Source organism: Pedobacter sp. AC464 (assembly GCF_979253075.1).
The window spans coordinates 29,705-47,894 of the sequence record NZ_CEEDBV010000002.1; the positions used below are offsets into that span (position 1 = coordinate 29,705).

An 18,190-nucleotide genomic window follows, 5' to 3' on the forward strand; every position below is an offset into this window, starting at 1 on the left:
TATTTAGCAGTGATGTTAATTTTCTTTTACCTGTTGATCAGTAGAAAATTATTTTATTATATTGCTAAACTAATAACCAAAATCAAAAAATCAATGTTCTTTAATTAAGTACTAACCATACTTATAAGATATGAGCAACAGAACGTTGAAGAACTAAATCAAAAACCAAATATCAACTATGGATTTTTTACAAAACAATTTAATTTATGCTATTCCTGCACTTGGCCTTGTTGGAATTATTGTGATGCTGATTAAAAGCGCCTGGGTGAGTAAGCAAGATGCGGGCGACGAAAAAATGCAGGAACTTGCGGGATACATTGCCGACGGCGCTATGGCTTTTTTAAAAGCTGAATGGCGGGTTTTAAGTATTTTTGCAGTTTTTACGGCAGCGTTGCTGGCCTATTCAGGAACGATAACTGAAATTAAGGGAGTACCAATGCACTCCAGCTGGATCATTTCCATCTCTTTTATCATTGGAGCAGTTTTTTCCGCGTCAGCGGGATATATCGGAATGAAAGCCGCCACAAAAGCAAATGTGAGAACAACGCAAGCCGCCAGAACCAGCCTTAAGCAGGCACTAAAAGTTTCTTTTACCGGTGGTACAGTTATGGGTTTAGGTGTTGCCGGGCTCGCTGTTTTAGGTTTGGGAGGATTATTTATTGCCTTTCTGCAAATATTTCATGTAACTAATGCAAATAGCGTAGAAATGAGAACCGCTATTGAAGTTTTAACAGGCTTCTCACTAGGTGCCGAATCTATTGCATTGTTCGCCCGTGTGGGCGGTGGCATATATACAAAAGCAGCCGATGTTGGCGCCGACTTAGTAGGTAAGGTTGAGGCTGGAATTCCGGAAGATGATGTTCGAAATCCTGCCACTATTGCTGATAATGTCGGCGATAATGTGGGTGATGTAGCAGGCATGGGCGCCGATTTATTTGGATCGTATGTTGCCACTATTCTTGCTACCATGGTTTTAGGACAAGAAATTACAGTTGTCGATAAATTCGGCGGCATGTCTCCTATCCTGTTGCCAATGGTAATTTGTGGATTAGGCATTATCTTTTCAATCATCGGTACGTGGTTCGTAACTATTAAAGACGAAAAATCAAATGTGCAGAATGCATTAAACTTAGGAAACTGGTCTTCAATAGTTATAACTGCGGTTTCATCATATTTTATTGTTAAATGGATGCTGCCAGAAACTTTAAACCTTCGGGGATATGAGTTTTCGAGTATAAATGTATTTTATGCCATCATTGTGGGCCTGGTTGTAGGCACAATAATGAGTGTGGTAACGGAGTACTTTACCGCAATGGGCAAAGGACCGGTAAATTCAATTATTCAGCAATCTTCAACGGGCCATGCCACTAATATTATTGCAGGTTTATCTGTTGGTATGAAATCTACGGTGATTCCAATTCTGGTTTTAGCAGGTGGAATTATGGCATCGTATCATTTTGCAGGATTGTACGGTGTTGCGATAGCTGCCGCCGGCATGATGGCGACTACGGCAATGCAACTCGCAATTGATGCCTTCGGACCAATTGCCGATAACGCAGGCGGGATTGCAGAAATGAGCCAGCTTCCACCCGAAGTTCGTGAGCGTACAGATAATTTAGATGCCGTTGGTAATACAACTGCAGCTACCGGAAAAGGATTTGCAATTGCCTCAGCAGCGCTAACTTCATTAGCGTTATTCGCGGCTTTTGTAGGTATTGCAGGCATTACTGCAATTGATATTTATAAAGCACCAGTTCTGGCTGGCTTATTTGTTGGGGGCATGATTCCTTTTATTTTCTCGGCATTGTGCATTCAGGCAGTAGGTAAAGCAGCAATGGATATGGTGCAGGAAGTTCGACGCCAGTTTAGGGAAATTCCGGGCATAATGGAATACAAAGCGAAACCTGAATATGAAAAATGTGTTGCCATTTCAACAAAAGCTTCTATCCGTGAAATGATGATGCCGGGTGCTATCGCATTAATTACACCTATAGTTATTGGTTTCACCTTCGGACCAGAAGTTTTAGGTGGCTTATTGGCCGGCGTTACCGTTACAGGCGTGTTAATGGGAATTTTTCAGAGTAATGCAGGTGGTGCCTGGGATAACGCCAAAAAATCATTCGAACAAGGTGTAATGATTAATGGCGAAATGTTTTACAAAAAATCCGAACCACACAAGGCTTCCGTTACCGGAGATACGGTTGGCGATCCTTTTAAAGACACATCTGGTCCCTCGATGAACATTTTAATCAAATTAATGTCTATCGTTTCACTTGTTATTGCTCCATACATCGCTGTTAAGGCAGTAGCAGGGGAGCAACGTCAGGAAGTTCGCAAAGAAATCAGGATTCAGCAAAAAATGGATGCTTCAGGTAAAGTAATTATTGATACTTTGGTAAATACAACCGACACGCTAACGCATTAGTTGTAAAAACTAAGATATAATACCATTAAAAGGGATTTTTAACCAAAATCCCTTTTATTTTTCCGTAATTTTTAATTACGTTTGGAACTGAATTAATCTAAACAAAACTATAATATGGGTTTATTTTCTAAAAAGCCGATGCATTTGTTGCTTGAAGAAGCAGGAGATTCTGGCAAAGGCTTAAAGCGTACACTTAGTGCCGGAGCATTAGTAGCACTGGGTGTTGGAGCTATTATTGGTGCTGGTTTATTCGTTCGTACTGCAGCTGCAGCCGCTCAAAATGCCGGACCATCAGTTACAATCGGTTTCATTATTGCCGCTATCGGCTGCGCATTAGCTGGCTTATGTTACGCTGAATTATCATCATCTATCCCAATTTCGGGTAGTGCGTATACATATACCTACGCAACCATGGGCGAGTTAATGGCTTGGGTAATTGGCTGGGATTTAGTATTAGAATATGCTGTTGGTGCCGCTACCGTAGGTATTGCCTGGAGCGAATATTTAAACAAATTACTGGTCGAGGTGCTCCATGTGGCTCCAATACCTTATGAATGGTGCCACTCGCCTTTTCAATCACACCCTGATGGAACGGTTAATGGAATCATGAACTTACCTGCATTGTTTATCGTTGGTATTTTGAGCTTATTGCTTATAAAAGGAACTTCTGAATCTGCTTTTGTAAATGGCGTTATTGTTATTACGAAAGTTGCCATAGTAATTTTAATCATTGTATTGGGTTGGGGTTTCATTCACGAAGCCAACCACCATCCATATATTCCACCTGCCACAACATATGTCGATCATGCAGGTATCAGTCATAGTTTTGGTGGCTTCTGGGGCGTAGTCGGGGCCGCTGGAACGGTATTTTTTGCCTTCATCGGATTTGATGCAGTAAGTACGGCTGCTCAGGAAACTAAAAATCCAAAAACAGCAATGCCGATAGGAATTTTAGGTTCATTGGCGGTTTGTACTATTCTTTACATCCTTTTTGCACACGTTTTAACAGGTATTGCACCGGTAGAGTTTTTTAGAACGAAAGGTGGCGAAGCTTCTGTGGTTGCCGCAATAAGTGAATATATGACCGGTTATGGCTGGCTTGCTAAACTGGTTACCGTTGCAATTTTAGCTGGTTTCTCTTCAGTAATATTAGTGATGTTATTGGGCCAGAGCCGCGTATTTTATTCGATGAGTAAAGATGGTTTATTGCCTAAAATGTTTAGCGATTTACATCCAAAATTTAAAACACCATACAAAGCCAACCTCGTAATTTTAGTTATTGTGGGCTTGTTTGCTGCCTTTATCCCTGGTGATGTTGTTGGAGATATGACAAGTATCGGTACCCTATTTGCATTTATGCTGGTATGTATCGCTGTTATTATTTTAAGAAAAACAGATCCTGATCTTCCTCGTCAGTTTAAAACACCTTGGGTGCCATTAATACCGGTTTTGGGTGTGCTTGCATGCGGACTGATGATTCTTGGCCTAGGCTGGACAAATTGGTTAAGGCTGTTTGGCTGGTTAGCTTTAGGTTTCATAATCTACTTTGGCTACAGTGCTAAACACTCCGTTTTAGGTAAAACAGGAAAGGGTATTCACCCAACTGACCCTCCAAAACCAGAAATATTAGATTAGTATTTTTGACCGAAATATTTTAAGCCCTGCAAAAAACGCAGGGCTTTTTTTTGTGTTAAATAATTGTTAATAAATTACCTTTGCACAAAAAGTAACCGATGAATTTTTTTCAGGCAACCATTAAAAGCAACTTTATAGTTTCAACATTATTTCTTTTCGTAGTTGGAGCCAATGCCTTTGCGCAAAGAACAATAAATGATGTTATGGATTCGACCACGGTTAATCACTTGCTGATTATATCCAAAAAATACGGTTCGTTATCTTTTAGTGGCTACTTACAACCTCAATTTCAGGTTGCCCAAACAAACGGAACGCAGGCAGAATATCAAGGCGGCAACTTTGGCGAATTTACCAATAACCGTTTCCGGCTAAGGCGAGGCCGGTTAAGGGCAGATTATATGCTGTTAACTGATGATGGAGCACCCTCAACATATTTTGTACTTCAGTTTGATGGCACCGAGCAAGGCGTTGCCGTTAGAGATTTTTGGGGAAGGTATTACGAAAACAAATGGAAAATTCTTGCCGTTACACTGGGTTTATCTGGTCGTCCTTTTGGCAATGAACTACAGTTATCTTCATCGGTAAGGGAGGCGCCGGAACGGGGCAGAATGTCGCAGATTTTAATGAAAACCGAACGCGATTTAGGCGTTACCTTTACATTGAACCCCAGGTGGAAAGATGCCCGTCTTAAAAACATATCGTTAGATTTTGGAATTTATAACGGCCAGGGTTTAGCCGGAGCCGGGGAGTTTGATAACAGCAAGGATTTTATCATGAGGTTGAGCCACAAACCATATAAGCTAAAATCGTTTACGGTTGCTGGTGGTATTAGTACGCTGCAAGGCGGACTAAATCATCGTTTGCCTGTTAGTTATAAGATGGAAAAGTTAAACGGAAACTGGTTTATGTCTAAAGATTCATCAGCTTCTACTCTAAATAAGGTAGCCCCCAGAAGATACTACGGCGCAGATATTCAGCTGTCGACAAACACGAAAAGCTGGAAATCTGAATTTCGGGCTGAGGTAATTACGGGGCTGCAAACCGGCACCTCAACAACCTCAACCACGCCGGGCTCTTATCCTGTTGATAATAAAGCAGTGCCGCTACCATATTACACCAGAAATTTTAATGGCGCATACATAACTTTTGTACAAACCTTGAACAGTACCGATAACCAACTGATATTGAAATACGATTGGTACGACCCAAATACCAAGGTAAAAGGCATGAATGTATCTTCTGCAGCGGGGCTATCTGCAGCCGATGTAAGATTTGATACCTTCGGGTTCGGTCTTCTGCATCACTTCAACACCCACTTTAAAGCTGTACTGTATTACGATGTAATCAGGAATGAATCTACCCAAATTTCTGACTATACAACCGACAGAAAAGATAATGTGTTAACATTGAGAACACAATTCTATTTCTAATAAATAATTTGATAAATAAGGATTTAAGTCAAATTCCTCTACCTTTGTCAAAATTGCCGGCCTATGAAATTCGATTTTATGAAATTTAACCTGAGTGAGATTTTATCTACTACGATGGTTCTTTTTGCCATCATCGATATTTTGGGCGCTATACCTGTGGTGATTGAGCTTCGCCGAAAAGCGGGCCACATCGAATCAGAAAAAGCGTCACTTGTTGCTGCAGGCCTTATGATTCTTTTCCTCTTTTTGGGAGAATCTTTGCTAAAAGTGATTGGCTTAGATGTTGAATCTTTTGCCATTGCCGGTTCCTTCGTGATATTTTTTATAGCGATGGAAATGGTTTTAGGCTTAACAATTTTCAAAGAGGAAGCACCTGAAACAGTTTCGATAGTTCCCCTGGCTTTTCCGTTGATTGCAGGCGCAGGAACAATGACAACCCTCCTATCATTAAAAACAGAGTACCACACTCAGAATATCCTGGTTGGCATAATTTTAAACATACTTTTTGTTTATTTCGTACTAAAAAACACCAACAGGCTCGAAAAGCTTTTCGGTAAGTCGGGTTTAAACATTTTGAGAAAGGCTTTCGGCGTAATTTTATTGGCAATCGCCATTAAGCTATTCAGAAACAACACAGGCCTTTAGGCTAATCTGTAACAAAATTTAAGTATATTTATCTAAACAATAAAGCTAAAATGAACAGCTTTGAAAAATATACCGTAATAATTGGCGCCCTTGCCGTTTTAATAGAAGCGTTGAAACATTTGAAAAAAAGTTTTAAAGCCTGGCACAACCATGTTTAATAGTTCTGCTTCGTAAACTGGTGATCTTTTTAATCCTGGTTTTTTTTCAGCAACCTGGCTACAAACATCGTATCTGCATTTTGTTCATAACCTTTAATCAATTCCATTGATTCTAACTCTAACGGGAAGTTATCTGTTATGTATTTAACTACGTCTTCATTTTCTGCAGCAAAAGCCGAACAAGTGATATAAATTAAAGGTTTACCTGGCTTTAGGTATTTTACAACATTGCCGACTATTGATTTTTGAATTGTTGAGAACTGGCTTATCTTGCGTTCTTCAAAAAAAGTCAGCATTTCTGGAGTACGGCCCCAGGTTCCTGAACCAGTACAGGGTGCGTCGAGAATTATGCCATCAAACGCATAATGATGTAAAATTTGCTCGTTATTTTTTAAAAGGTCTAACTCTTTTTTGTGGTATTTTTTAATTCCCGCCAGCCTGAAACGCTCATCTAAATTTAACAATATGCTTTCTCTTAAATCCGTTACCAGCAAATCCAGCACAGGCTCTAAACTATGTAACAGGAGTGTTTTACCACCCGAAGCTGCGCAACAATCCCACCACTTATCCCACTTACCCGGCCGAAAATAGGTTCCGGTGTGTTGCGAAGATAAGTCCTGAACCTGATAGCTTCCTTCTTTTAAAATATTTTCGAGCTTTGTGCCGTTTGGTAATGATAAAGCGGTTTCGGTAATCTGTTTCACCGGAATCTGTTCTGATTCTAGTGTCGCCATAATCGATGGCGCAGCTTCGGCAGAAACTCTTATAAATAAATCGGGTTGCAGAAAGAACGACTTAAAAAATTGACCGGTATCAATACCATTGGACAAGTGTTTCGCAAAAGGATAAATGTCTTCTAAATTAAATTCGGGGTATTTCGAAGCGATTAAATCTATCTTCTCAATTTGAGAAGCCGTGATTTTGTGCACTAAGTCGGGAAGGTTTTTTTCTACAATTAAGCTCAATGTATCATGGCAAAGGAAATCAGCTATGCTTAATCTTTCCTCAGTTGTGAGCTTCGGCAAAGCCTTCCCTAACCTAAAAAAGCTATAAAGATGTCGCATTGCCCATCTTCTATCCGACGAGCCCATTTGCTTATTCTGCTTAAAATATGCCGGTAAAAATCGATGTAAGGGTAAAGTTCCATCGTAACTTTGCAAAACCTGTTCAAATGCCTTCAGCTGGTGCTCTACTCTCATTCTTTTAATTTATAGCTTTTACTCGATTATATTTAAGGCGAAATTTTTGTATTTCAAAAGCATTAAGCTGGTATTGATATAGCCAAACTGTTCATCATAAACAAAGGCGAAATTATTGTGTAAACCCTTATGTTTTTCTTTGGTTATGTATTGAAGATAATCTTCGCCGTAAGTAGCCATAAGCTTTCCGAAATAAAACCCTTCATCAAAGCCTTTAAAAGCATATTCCCCTGGTTCAAAACCATATTTGTTTCTATATTTTTTGATAAAGCTAATAACATTTGTGCTTCTGTAATCGATTTTGTAGGAGGAACTGATAACGGTATTTAAGCCCTGGAGTTTATCTGCGGGATAATTTTGTTTATACCAAAGCGGGTGACCGAAAAGATTCAAAGCATAACCGCCCGTAGGCAAATTTTTGAGTTTGTATAACTTATCAATCGTCGGCAACACGAAGGCTCTATCTGAAGATGTAACTACTACCGCGTACTGCTTCCCTTTTATCATCTTAGTTTCGAAGGCAAAGGCCGAGGGATACTCCTGTACAATAAATTTACTGTTTGTTAGTGTCTGAAAGTATTTTCTAAACGGGGAGGCAAATTGTTCATCTTCCGTTTTCTTTGTGTTAATAATCACAATTATTGAATTGGAAGGATTAAAAGTTTTAGAAATATAGGCGGCAATCTTCGTGGCATGTAAATCAATATTATTTACAACTGAAATGAGGTTTGGATTGTTAAAATCAGAAGGCTCCGATGCTGCCAGAGGCGAAACCACAGGAACATTATTTAGCCTGGAATAGTTGGAAATGTATTTGAGTCCTTCCGGAAAAACCGGACCAACAATCATATTACTTTTTCTAAAGTTCTCGTTTTTATACAATGCACCAATGTGCGCATTATCATCCTGAGTATCGTAAACATTTAATTTAAAATTTAGGCCTGAAGCAGCTGCAGAGTCAATGCCTAGTTTAAATCCCTGGTAAAAATCTATCGGCATTGCATACTTCTCTACATCTGCTTTGCTCATTGATTTTAAGTTAACCTCATTCAACTTAAAAGGAATAAGAAGCGAAATACTTGCTTGAGAAAACTTTTTAACGGTTTTCTTTTCAGCAGGCTTTTCTTTCTCGACAGGCTTTTTGGGAGGTTCTGTTTTTACCGTAGTAATTTTTGGCGAGCAAGCACCCAAAATTAGAACAGCTACCAATCCAAGCCAGTGTTTTTTATTTAACATCATTGTATGGTTGTTAACAAAATATGCTGACAAAAGTTATCTTTTCTGTCAGCATATATAATAATAGTGATAAAAAATTAAATCATTGCGATTGATTTCCTATTCCCATTCGATAGTTGCCGGTGGTTTAGAGCTGATGTCGTAAACAACCCTGTTAATACCTTTAACTTTATTTATAATTTCATTCGAAATTTTTGCGAGAACCGGATATGGTAAATGACACCAATCGGCAGTCATTCCATCAACTGATTCTACCGCACGTAAACAAATTACATTTTCGTAGGTACGCTCATCACCCATAACCCCAACCGATTGAACAGGCAAAAATATAGCGCCAGCCTGCCAAACTTTATCGTAAAGGCCTGCAGCTTTTAATTCATTAATGTAGATTGAATCTGCATGCTGAAGAATTTCAACTTTTTCTGCCGTTACATCGCCAAGTATTCTAATGGCCAAACCTGGCCCCGGAAAAGGATGGCGACCCAAAATAACATCGTCTATACCCAAGGCCTTACCTACTCTTCTAACCTCATCTTTAAACAACGTTTTAAGTGGTTCAACCACTTTCAGTTTCATAAAGTCGGGCAAACCGCCTACATTATGGTGAGATTTTATGGTAGCAGATGGTCCGTTTACTGAAACAGATTCTATAACATCGGGATAAATTGTACCCTGACCCAACCAGTTTACACCCGTAACTTCATGAGCAGCATCATCAAAAACCTCTATGAAAACACGACCAATTGCTTTTCTCTTCAATTCGGGATCTTTTAATCCTGCAAGCTGACCAAGAAAGCGCTCTTTAGCATTAATACCTTTAATATTTAAGCCCATGTGTTTGTACTGCTCCAGCACTTGTTCGTACTCATCTTTACGCAGAAGACCGTTATCAACAAAAATACAATGTAAGTTCGTTCCGATAGCCTTATGCAAAAGAACGGCAGCTACGCTGCTGTCAACGCCGCCAGATAATCCCAGCACAACCTTGTCATCACCCAAGGTTTCTTTTAACTCGGCAATAGTTGTTTCAATAAATGCAGCAGAGGTCCAATCCTGCGAACAGCCACAAATATCTACAAGGAAGTTTTCTAAAAGAACCTTACCATCGATGCTGTGCGTTACTTCAGGATGAAACTGAATGGCATAGGTATCAGAGTTTTTAATGTGATAAGCAGCAACTTCTACGCTTTCGGTACTTGCAATTAACTCCGCACCTTCTGGCATTTTGGTAATGGTATCGCCATGGCTCATCCAAACCTGAGAATCGATGTTGATGCCTTTAAATAACTTATTTTCCTGGTTTACGAAACTTAAGTTCGCACGACCATATTCACGTGTTGACGATGCACGAACATCACCACCAGATTTCTGTGCAATGTACTGTGCGCCATAGCAAACGGCTAATAAAGGAAATTTTAAATGATAATTGTTTAAATCAACCTGAGGTGCATCATCCTGACGAACAGAATAAGGGCTCCCGGAGAAGATAACGCCTTTAACATCCGGGGTATTTATATCAGGAAGATTGTTGAATGGATATATTTCACAGTAAATATTCAGTTCGCGAACTCTACGGGCAATGAGTTGTGTAAATTGCGAACCAAAATCGACAATAATGATTTTTTCTTGCATCCGCAAAGATAGGGAAAGAAAGGGAATTGTTAAATTGTTTTGTTGAGTAATTATTAAGAGATTATTGTTTGTTGAACAAGACTGGAATTCGCCTTAAATTGAACCCACATTTCGTTCTGATGCCAACCTATTTGCCAGCAAAGCAACCAATTTAACAATCTATCAATTTAAAGCCTTGCTTTTTTCAGGATTCCATAAGTTTAACTTCCACACCAAATTTTCTCAAAAAGTCCACGCCTTCATCGCTTGGCAAGCCTTTGTAAGCTGCATACGATTTTGAGTAATAAACTAATTTTATTCCGGATGAGAGAATCAACCGGGCACAGGCAATGCAAGGCGATAAAGTTGTGTACAAGGTGCAACCTTCAATTTTCGCACCGTTTTTTGAGGCATACAGAATTGCATTTTCCTCGGCATGAAGCGCCAGCGAACAACTTCCCTTGCTGTCGCGGGCACAGCCGGTTTCAGGCCATTCTTCATCGCAATTATGTGTGCCCGCAGGCGGCCCATTGTAGCCTATAGAAATGATACGCGTATCTTTTGTTAATACAGCGCCAACGTGCGCACGAACGCAATGTGATCGCGTGGCAAGCTCAGTCGCCAAGTTCATAAAAATACTGTCGAAGCTCGGTTTGTTAATCATGCATAAAATGAAAAAAGCCACAGAAATATATTTCCTGTGGCTGTAAAATTAGTTTATTATATTTTAATGTCCGCCGGCAATTTTTCTGTCGAAATCGATGCCCTGCGATTTTAAAATTCCGCTAACCCTAACCGCATAAAAAGCGAGGTAAGCGAAGCAAAGTACGCCAACAATATAACTGTGCTGAATACCAGTAAACTCAGATACATAACCTTGCAACCAGCTAATGATGCCGCCACCCATAATCATCATAATTAAAAAACTACTTCCCTGACTCGTGTTTTTACCAAGTCCGCTAACGGCAAGTGTGAAAATACACGGCCACAAAGTGCTGCAGAATAAACCAACACTGGTTATCGCATAAACGCTCACCATGCCGGTTGTAAACATTCCTATTAATAAAGCGCTGATCCCAATAACAGAGAATATTAAGAGCATCCTCGCCGGATTTCCTTTACTTGCCATATCAGCAATGATTAAAACCAAAATTATTAATCCATACACATAAAATGGTGCAAGGTCGTGTTTCGCAATTGCATTAACGGCTAAGAAAATCCCGAAAGCAAGGTAAGGCGCAACAAATCTTAGTATTTTCTGGGTACTAACGTTATCAGTAAATGCTTCAACAGCGCCAGTCCAGCGACCAATCATCATACTAGCCCAATAAAGCGAAATGTATGGTGCAATATCCTGAATGGCAAAACCCAAATCTTTTTCCATGTATGCCGGAAGGTTACTCGCTGTAGAAACTTCTACACCAACGTAAACAAAAATCGCAATCATACCCAAAACAAGTTGTGGATACTTTAACGCCGAGCCCTTAACGCCCAATTCTTTATCATCAGCCTCTACTAAAGCTGGTCTATCCGGTAAGGATGATAATTTTAAGAATACAGCCACTGCAATAAAAGCAGCCCCCAAAATTAAGTATGGAATTTTTACACTTTCTATGCTGATGTTCGAACTTGCATTTGCTGCCGAACCAAAAATGGCAAAACTCACAACCAGCGGTCCAATTGTAGTTCCGAAGTTATTAATACCACCCGCTAATGTTAAGCGCTGCGAACCTGTTCTTATCGGGCCGAGTGCAATGGCCAGCGGATTTGCCACAGTTTGCTGCAACGAGAAGCCCAAAGCCACAATAAATAAACCCGAAAGCATTAAGGGAAACGAGCCTAAGTTAGCAGCAGGGTAAAACAACAAAGTTCCAACTGCAGATATTACTAAACCTAAAGCGAGGGAATTTTTGTACCCCAGCTTGTTAACAATATCTTGCTTAATTAAAACTGAAATGGCATTGTAAATTAATGCACCAACGGTGTACGCAATATAGAAAGCCAGAGATACCCACTGACTTTGACTTTGTGTTAAATCGAAAGCTTTTTTAAATACAGGTATCAGGATATCATTACTGGCTGCTACGAAGCCCCAAAAAAAGAAAACTGTTACTAAGGGAATAAACTGCCCCCATTTGGTTTGCGCTTGTTCTTGACTCATTTTAAAATTTAGTTTTAGTGGGGCTAAACTTAAATAAAAAAAATTAAAAAAAAGCCAGTTTTACGAGCCAGCTTGTAACAAAAATAAAGTTGATATGTTTAGCTTTAAATCGCATATTCGCATATTCATAAATAACACAATGCATGTTTGAAGCCATATTGTTAGGTATAGGGGCAGGGATTATTTCGTCGTTTTTAACAGGTCCGGTATTTTTTGCAATGATAAAAACCAGTATCGAAAAGGGCTTCAAAGCTGGTTTTTCTTTAGCTATTGGTGTAATTATTAGTGATGTTATTTTAATAGCCCTTGTGCTTTTCGGCACGCAGTTTTTTGAGTATAAGGCCGATTTTGATAAATATGTTGGCGTGGTTGGCGGATTGTTTCTGCTTGCCGTTGGCATTTACTACTTAGTTTCGAAAATAACAATCCAATACGATAGCGCTACACTGCAAAAAGTGAGCAAGCGTGGCTATGTGTTAAAAGGCTTTTTAATGTGCATATTAACACCATCCACCTTAATGTTCTGGATTATCGTTAGCGGTATTATTTCGGTTAAACTAAATAATATGCTTAATGAGAAGCTGGTGTGCTTTTTCGTTGCAATGGCTACACAACTTGCCATTGATGGTGCAAAAAGTTTCTATTCGAGTAAACTACGCTACAAAATCAAAGAAGATTCTTTAAAAAAGCTAAACAAAATTGCGGGTGTTATAATTATATTTTTCGCTTTTTGGCTCGTGATAAAAACTTATTTAAAGTTCTACGCCTAACTAATCGATAACCTTGTCCAAGTCGTAAAGGTCTACATAATCTAACAGGTTACCACCAGCGCAGTTCTTCATATTTTGTAACCTGTAGTAGTTTCTGCCATCTTTTTTCATGAATTTCTGAGTACCAGTTTTTTCACAAGGCTTCCTCCGTTATTGTCTTTCACGTACGTTATTATTGTTCCCTCGAAAGAAAGATTATTGGCATCTAATCGCTTAATTTTTCCATCTATTTTTAAAAACTCATTTTTGCTGTTGGTTTGCCCGCCATTGATGGTATAGGTGCCATTAGCTTTCTTTATCAGTTTTGCACTTCCCTGTTCTTCAAAACTTATCCATTGCAACGAAACAGGAACGGTTCTAACCACGTCAATCTCTACTTTGGGAATACTCCTTTTAATGTCGTCTTTCACCCTGCTCAGCGTGTCGCCAACCCTGTCAACTTTCGCAGCCAGGCTATCACTTGTTTCGTTAATAATGTCATCAACCTTTTTTTGGCTGTTATCCGAGCAACCCAGAGCCAAACAAGCAACCAGCAACAATAATATCTTTTTCATAACAGTTTTTCTTTGAACCTTAACGTTTTTGGCCGCAAATGGTTTGAGTGCTTAAAATATCCACCTAAAATATGTAAAAAAAAATAGCCCGCATAAAATGCGGGCTATTATATATTTAGTTGGTGTAAGAGAAATCCTGACTTAATAAGCCCTTTGATTATTTCCTTCTTTCCAGTTAACAAAAGCTTTATTTACTACCTTATTGCCGCCCGGAGTTGGGTAATTGCCAGAGAAATACCAATCACCTTTATTTTTCGGACAAGCTTCATGAAGGTTTTCCAAACTTTGATAAATAACTTCTACCTCTGCAACCGTACCTTTTGGCGTGATAATCTGCGCAATTTTTGCCGAAATTTCTTCGGGTGTAAATGGCTTGTAGATTTCCTTAACGTGGTTTACAATTTCTTCTTTTGGCAATAACAATGATGCTTTACATTTAGCGTAAACATCCTCTATTACCTGCCATTGGCCGCGTTCTGTTAGCAACTGTATCGCCGCATCGAATGCAACAAACTGCCCCATTCTGCTCATATCAATCCCGTAACAATCAGGATAACGAATCTGAGGTGCCGATGAAACAATAATAATTTTCTTCGGGTGAAGTCTGTCAACAATTTTTATAATGCTTTGCTTAAGGGTTGTGCCACGCACAATCGAATCATCAAGCGCAACCAACGTGTCTTTGTGGTTATTTATAATGCCGTAAGTGGTATCATAAACGTGGGCAACCATCTCGCTTCTATCCGCATCCTGAGTAATGAAAGTTCTCAGTTTAACGTCTTTAACAGCAAGCTTTTCTACACGTGGCGCCATTGATAGGAGTTCATCCAGCTGCTCATCGCTTAATTGCTCTTTATTATGGAGCAATGTGTTTTTTTGATGATTACGTACGTAACGCTGAACGCCATCTACCAAACCAAAAAAAGCAACTTCGGCTGTGTTGGGAATAAAAGAAAAAACAGTGTTCTTTAAATCGTAATTAACAGCTTGCAATACTTTATCGCTTAACAAACGACCCAGTTGTTTCCGTTCGCGGTAAATTTCAACATCACTTCCCTTTGAGAAATAAATACGCTCAAAAGAGCATGATAGCCGCTCAGTTGGCTCGCGGAATTGTTCCATGCTCACTTCACCATTTTTCTTAATGATTAAGGCATGACCAGGATCAATTTCTTTAACATCTTTAAATTGGATATTGAAAGCGGTTTGCAACGCCGGACGCTCAGATGCTGCTACAACAATTTCATCATCGTAATAATAGTAGGCAGGACGAATACCAGCCGGGTCTCTCATAATGAAAGAATCGCCATTTCCTACCATTCCGCAAATTGAATACCCACCATCCCAGGTTTTAGCCGAACGGCGAAGGATGTTGGCAATATCTAAATTGTCGGAAATTTTGTGTGTAATCGCAACGTTATCGTGGCCTTCCTTTTTATATTGGTCGAAAAGGTCTTGATTTTCATCATCCAAAAAGTGGCCGATTTTTTCGAGCACAGTAACGGTATCCGCTTTTTCTTTCGGGTGCTGACCTAACTCATACAACTGCTCTAAAAGCTCATCAACATTTGTCATGTTGAAATTACCCGCAATAACAAGGTTTCTGGTCATCCAGTTATTTTGCCTTAAGAAAGGATGGCAGTTCTCAATACTGTTTTTACCATGTGTACCATAACGTAAATGGCCCATTAACACTTCGCCGATAAAGCTTACATTGTTTTTGAGCCATTCTGTATCCTGCATTAATTCAGGCGTATTTTCCTGTATATCTACGAACTTGTTTTGAACATACTCGAAGATATCTGCAACCGCATTTGATGCCATGCTACGATACCGGCTGATATACCTGCTGCCAGGTTTCATATCTAGTTTAATGGTTGCAATACCTGCGCCATCCTGGCCCCGGTTATGCTGCTTTTCCATTAAGAGATATAATTTGTTAAGGCCGTAAAGTGCTGTACCGTACTTTTGCTGGTAGTAAGAAAGTGGTTTTAACAGGCGAATAAAAGCGATTCCGCATTCGTGTTTTATCTGATCACTCATTGTGTGGGTTTGAAGCCGCAAAGTTATCCTTTTAAACAATTACAACCTAAACAAAAATGTTTTCTTTTATACTAGAAATGTAAAGGATTAAATATGAGCAAGACCTGATTTTAACGCTTCACCGAAAAATATGGAAGCGTGCTCATCAAAGGCTTTTGGATCACCACTGGTAAAAAAGGCCTTCTCTCCCGTCCTGGATAATCCGGACTCGATTTCAGGATGCCTTTCCAAATAATTCGCCAGACTGTTGGCTACTATTTCACCCTGTGTTAGAATACTTGTTTCCTTTGGAAAAACAGCCTTGAGCTTTGGCAACAATAGTGGATAATGTGTGCAGGCCAGTAGAACACAGTCAATATCTGCAGATTGTGCGGTTAATGCGTTACAGTATTCCTGAACAAAAAAATCAGCGCCGGCCTGTAAATGTTCATTGTTTTCAATTAATGGCACCCACATTGGACAAGCCTGTTGATGAACTTTAATTTCAGGGAAAAACTTTTTGATTTCGAGTAAGTAGGATTCAGAATTTACAGTACCACGGGTGCCCATTACGCCAACATTGTTCGTAAGCGTGAACTTGCCTATTACTTCAGCTGTCGGTCTGATGACACCAAGTACCCTTTTATCAGGATATTTGGAAGGTAAGTCCTTTTGCTGGATGGTTCTCAACGCCTTTGCCGAAGCCGTGTTGCACGCAAGTATCACCAGGTTACAGCCTTTGCTAAACAACCATTCAACACATTCTAAGGTATACTGGTAAATGGTTTCGAAAGCATGGTCACCATACGGGGAACGGGCATTATCTCCGAGGTAAATATAGTCATACGCCGGAAGTTGCCCGGCAATGGAACGGAATACGGTTAAGCCGCCATAGCCTGAATCGAAAATACCAATTGGTGATGGGTTCTGCATTTTTATTGATGATTTTAGATTACGGCTAAACTCTTTTTTTAAAAGTGTATTTTTTGATTGAGCGAATACACAATTTAGTAAATTATTAACGAACGTAATCCTTTTAAACAAAAAAGCGGAATTAAGTCTGCCTTAATTCCGCTTTTATAATACTTAATGTTCTTATTTTTTAGGAGCCGGAGCTTTTGCAGTTGCAGTAATACCTAATTTAGTTTTAACGGCTGCAGTGATATCGTCACCACCTTCCCAGAATACTAAATTATTACCACCTTGTCCGTTTGCAACATCGAAAACGTAAGCTAAACCTTTTTCTTTAGCGATAGCCGAAATTGCTGTTGCTACTTTACCTTGAATTGGTTGAAATAATTCGCCTTGTTTAGTACCTAAATCTTGTTGAGCTTTAGTTTGGGCGTCACCAATACGTTTTTGTAAATCCTGTAATTCAGTCGCTGCTGTTTGTAATTCTTTATCAACAGTTTCTTTATTAGCCTCGCTACGCGTTTTTTCTTTCGCCTGTGCTGCTGTTAATTTAGACTGATATTCTTTAATCATCACATCTATTTCAGCTTGCTTAGTTTTACTTAAGTTTTCTAAAGTAGTTTGTGCTGTTTTAGATTCGGGTAAGTTAGCAAATACCTCTTCTGAATTTACGTGACCGATCTTTTGCTGTGCATTTGCCATATTTGCCGTAAACAATAAACCTGCTGCTACAACAAATACGTTAATTAACTTTCTCATGTTTTATTTTACTTTTTATTTTTTTTAATTGTTTTTCCTTAATTCGAGGGGCGAATATACTAATTATTTACACTCCCTGGTTTGTAACCTAATTTTACAATCACATCATTACTAACATCGTAGCTGCTGCTTGCATAAATCATCATTGTTGCTTCACTACTCTTATCGAAAATGAAATCTAAATATTTCGCTTTCGCAATTTGCTTAATAACATCGGCAACTTTATCCTGGATAGGCTTAATTAATTTTGCCCTGCTTTGGAAAAGATCACCGTCCGGACCGAATTTCTGACGTTGAAACTCTTTAGCCGCCTTTTCTTTTTCGATAATTTCGTTTTCACGACGTTTACGCATATCATCAGTTAATAAAACCTGATCTGCCTGATAGGCTTTGTACATCCTGTCGATTTCGCTGAAATTCTGATCGACTTGCGCCTGCCATTGTTTTGAAGCTACATCCAGCTGGCTCAATGCAGATTTATACTCGGGCATATGCTTTAAGATATACTCGGTATCTACATAAGCAAACTTCTGGGCAAAAGCGCCAAAAGTTGTGCAAAGTAAAAATGCTATAAAAAGATACTTTTTCATTTGTGTGTGTGTGTTTAATGACTAGTTTTTATAAGATTAGCTTTCTATAAACTCAACTTATAATGTTTTATTGCATAATTAAT

The 18,190-nt window shown here is 39.2% G+C and carries 15 protein-coding genes; 5 read left to right on the forward strand and 10 right to left on the reverse strand.

Annotated features, from left to right (window positions below; genetic code table 11):
* Window positions 1-178 precede the first annotated feature (178 nt).
* The 4 genes from AC0IWT_RS10860 to AC0IWT_RS10875 all read left to right on the forward strand — a co-directional run bounded on the left by AC0IWT_RS10860 (window position 179) and on the right by AC0IWT_RS10875 (window position 6,135).
* Window positions 179-2,425, forward strand: coding sequence for a sodium-translocating pyrophosphatase (locus AC0IWT_RS10860; RefSeq protein WP_471797234.1), 2,247 nt, complete (start codon window positions 179-181; stop codon window positions 2,423-2,425).
* A 114-nt stretch (window positions 2,426-2,539) separates the two neighbouring features.
* Window positions 2,540-4,060: an amino acid permease gene (locus AC0IWT_RS10865; protein WP_471797235.1), complete on the forward strand. Its 1,521-nt coding sequence runs from the start codon at window positions 2,540-2,542 to the stop codon at window positions 4,058-4,060.
* A gap of 98 nt (window positions 4,061-4,158) precedes the next feature.
* On the forward strand, window positions 4,159-5,490 hold the full coding sequence (locus AC0IWT_RS10870) for a porin (protein WP_471797236.1): 1,332 nt from the start codon (window positions 4,159-4,161) through the stop codon (window positions 5,488-5,490).
* Window positions 5,491-5,568: 78 nt separating this feature from the next.
* On the forward strand, window positions 5,569-6,135 hold the full coding sequence (locus tag AC0IWT_RS10875; RefSeq protein WP_056870272.1) for a MarC family protein: 567 nt from the start codon (window positions 5,569-5,571) through the stop codon (window positions 6,133-6,135).
* A 187-nt stretch (window positions 6,136-6,322) separates the two neighbouring features.
* Here the strand turns inward: AC0IWT_RS10875 and AC0IWT_RS10880 are convergent, their stop codons facing one another.
* The 5 genes from AC0IWT_RS10880 to AC0IWT_RS10900 form a co-directional block, all read right to left on the reverse strand.
* Window positions 6,323-7,492 carry an RsmB/NOP family class I SAM-dependent RNA methyltransferase gene (locus AC0IWT_RS10880; RefSeq protein WP_471797237.1) on the reverse strand — a complete coding sequence of 390 codons (1,170 nt, stop codon included), beginning with the start codon at window positions 7,490-7,492 and terminating at the stop codon, window positions 6,323-6,325.
* 18 nt (window positions 7,493-7,510) lie between these two features.
* Entirely contained in the window at window positions 7,511-8,731 is a 1,221-nt protein-coding gene (locus AC0IWT_RS10885) for an ABC transporter substrate-binding protein (protein ID WP_471797238.1), read from the reverse strand.
* 96 nt (window positions 8,732-8,827) lie between these two features.
* Window positions 8,828-10,360, reverse strand: a complete 1,533-nt coding sequence (gene guaA, locus AC0IWT_RS10890; protein ID WP_056870271.1) for a glutamine-hydrolyzing GMP synthase — start codon at window positions 10,358-10,360, stop codon at window positions 8,828-8,830.
* Window positions 10,361-10,544: 184 nt separating this feature from the next.
* Window positions 10,545-11,003, reverse strand: coding sequence for a deoxycytidylate deaminase (locus tag AC0IWT_RS10895; protein ID WP_056870144.1), 459 nt, complete (start codon window positions 11,001-11,003; stop codon window positions 10,545-10,547).
* Window positions 11,004-11,066: 63 nt separating this feature from the next.
* Window positions 11,067-12,500 (reverse strand): MFS transporter, encoded by a 1,434-nt coding sequence (locus AC0IWT_RS10900; protein ID WP_471797239.1) that lies wholly within the window; start codon window positions 12,498-12,500, stop codon window positions 11,067-11,069.
* A 143-nt stretch (window positions 12,501-12,643) separates the two neighbouring features.
* Between AC0IWT_RS10900 and AC0IWT_RS10905 the strand changes: the two genes are divergently transcribed.
* Window positions 12,644-13,270, forward strand: a complete 627-nt coding sequence (locus tag AC0IWT_RS10905; RefSeq protein ID WP_471797240.1) for a LysE family translocator — start codon at window positions 12,644-12,646, stop codon at window positions 13,268-13,270.
* A 107-nt stretch (window positions 13,271-13,377) separates the two neighbouring features.
* Here the strand turns inward: AC0IWT_RS10905 and AC0IWT_RS10910 are convergent, their stop codons facing one another.
* The 5 genes from AC0IWT_RS10910 to AC0IWT_RS10930 all read right to left on the reverse strand — a co-directional run bounded on the left by AC0IWT_RS10910 (window position 13,378) and on the right by AC0IWT_RS10930 (window position 18,107).
* Window positions 13,378-13,824, reverse strand: a complete 447-nt coding sequence (locus AC0IWT_RS10910) for a hypothetical protein (RefSeq protein ID WP_471797241.1) — start codon at window positions 13,822-13,824, stop codon at window positions 13,378-13,380.
* A gap of 141 nt (window positions 13,825-13,965) precedes the next feature.
* Window positions 13,966-15,867 (reverse strand): amidophosphoribosyltransferase, encoded by a 1,902-nt coding sequence (locus AC0IWT_RS10915; RefSeq protein WP_056870140.1) that lies wholly within the window; start codon window positions 15,865-15,867, stop codon window positions 13,966-13,968.
* A gap of 87 nt (window positions 15,868-15,954) precedes the next feature.
* Window positions 15,955-16,779, reverse strand: a complete 825-nt coding sequence (murI, locus tag AC0IWT_RS10920; protein ID WP_471797242.1) for a glutamate racemase — start codon at window positions 16,777-16,779, stop codon at window positions 15,955-15,957.
* Window positions 16,780-16,941: 162 nt separating this feature from the next.
* Complete coding sequence (locus AC0IWT_RS10925; protein WP_056870138.1) at window positions 16,942-17,517, reverse strand: OmpH/Skp family outer membrane protein; 576 nt, start codon at window positions 17,515-17,517, stop codon at window positions 16,942-16,944.
* A 59-nt stretch (window positions 17,518-17,576) separates the two neighbouring features.
* Window positions 17,577-18,107 (reverse strand): OmpH/Skp family outer membrane protein, encoded by a 531-nt coding sequence (locus AC0IWT_RS10930; RefSeq protein WP_056870137.1) that lies wholly within the window; start codon window positions 18,105-18,107, stop codon window positions 17,577-17,579.
* Window positions 18,108-18,190: the final 83 nt, after the last annotated feature.

Bases quoted from the DNA above. Each gene is read 5' to 3' on its own strand.
- AC0IWT_RS10860 (WP_471797234.1), top strand. From the start codon at position 179: ATGGATTTTTTACAAAACAATTTAATTTATGCTATTCCTGCACTTGGC.
- AC0IWT_RS10865 (WP_471797235.1), top strand. From the start codon at position 2,540: ATGGGTTTATTTTCTAAAAAGCCGATGCATTTGTTGCTTGAAGAAGCA.
- AC0IWT_RS10870 (WP_471797236.1), top strand. From the start codon at position 4,159: ATGAATTTTTTTCAGGCAACCATTAAAAGCAACTTTATAGTTTCAACA.
- AC0IWT_RS10875 (WP_056870272.1), top strand. From the start codon at position 5,569: ATGAAATTTAACCTGAGTGAGATTTTATCTACTACGATGGTTCTTTTT.
- AC0IWT_RS10880 (WP_471797237.1), bottom strand. From the start codon at position 7,492: ATGAGAGTAGAGCACCAGCTGAAGGCATTTGAACAGGTTTTGCAAAGT.
- AC0IWT_RS10885 (WP_471797238.1), bottom strand. From the start codon at position 8,731: ATGATGTTAAATAAAAAACACTGGCTTGGATTGGTAGCTGTTCTAATT.
- guaA (WP_056870271.1), bottom strand. From the start codon at position 10,360: ATGCAAGAAAAAATCATTATTGTCGATTTTGGTTCGCAATTTACACAA.
- AC0IWT_RS10895 (WP_056870144.1), bottom strand. From the start codon at position 11,003: ATGATTAACAAACCGAGCTTCGACAGTATTTTTATGAACTTGGCGACT.
- AC0IWT_RS10900 (WP_471797239.1), bottom strand. From the start codon at position 12,500: ATGAGTCAAGAACAAGCGCAAACCAAATGGGGGCAGTTTATTCCCTTA.
- AC0IWT_RS10905 (WP_471797240.1), top strand. From the start codon at position 12,644: ATGTTTGAAGCCATATTGTTAGGTATAGGGGCAGGGATTATTTCGTCG.
- AC0IWT_RS10910 (WP_471797241.1), bottom strand. From the start codon at position 13,824: ATGAAAAAGATATTATTGTTGCTGGTTGCTTGTTTGGCTCTGGGTTGC.
- AC0IWT_RS10915 (WP_056870140.1), bottom strand. From the start codon at position 15,867: ATGAGTGATCAGATAAAACACGAATGCGGAATCGCTTTTATTCGCCTG.
- murI (WP_471797242.1), bottom strand. From the start codon at position 16,779: ATGCAGAACCCATCACCAATTGGTATTTTCGATTCAGGCTATGGCGGC.
- AC0IWT_RS10925 (WP_056870138.1), bottom strand. From the start codon at position 17,517: ATGAGAAAGTTAATTAACGTATTTGTTGTAGCAGCAGGTTTATTGTTT.
- AC0IWT_RS10930 (WP_056870137.1), bottom strand. From the start codon at position 18,107: ATGAAAAAGTATCTTTTTATAGCATTTTTACTTTGCACAACTTTTGGC.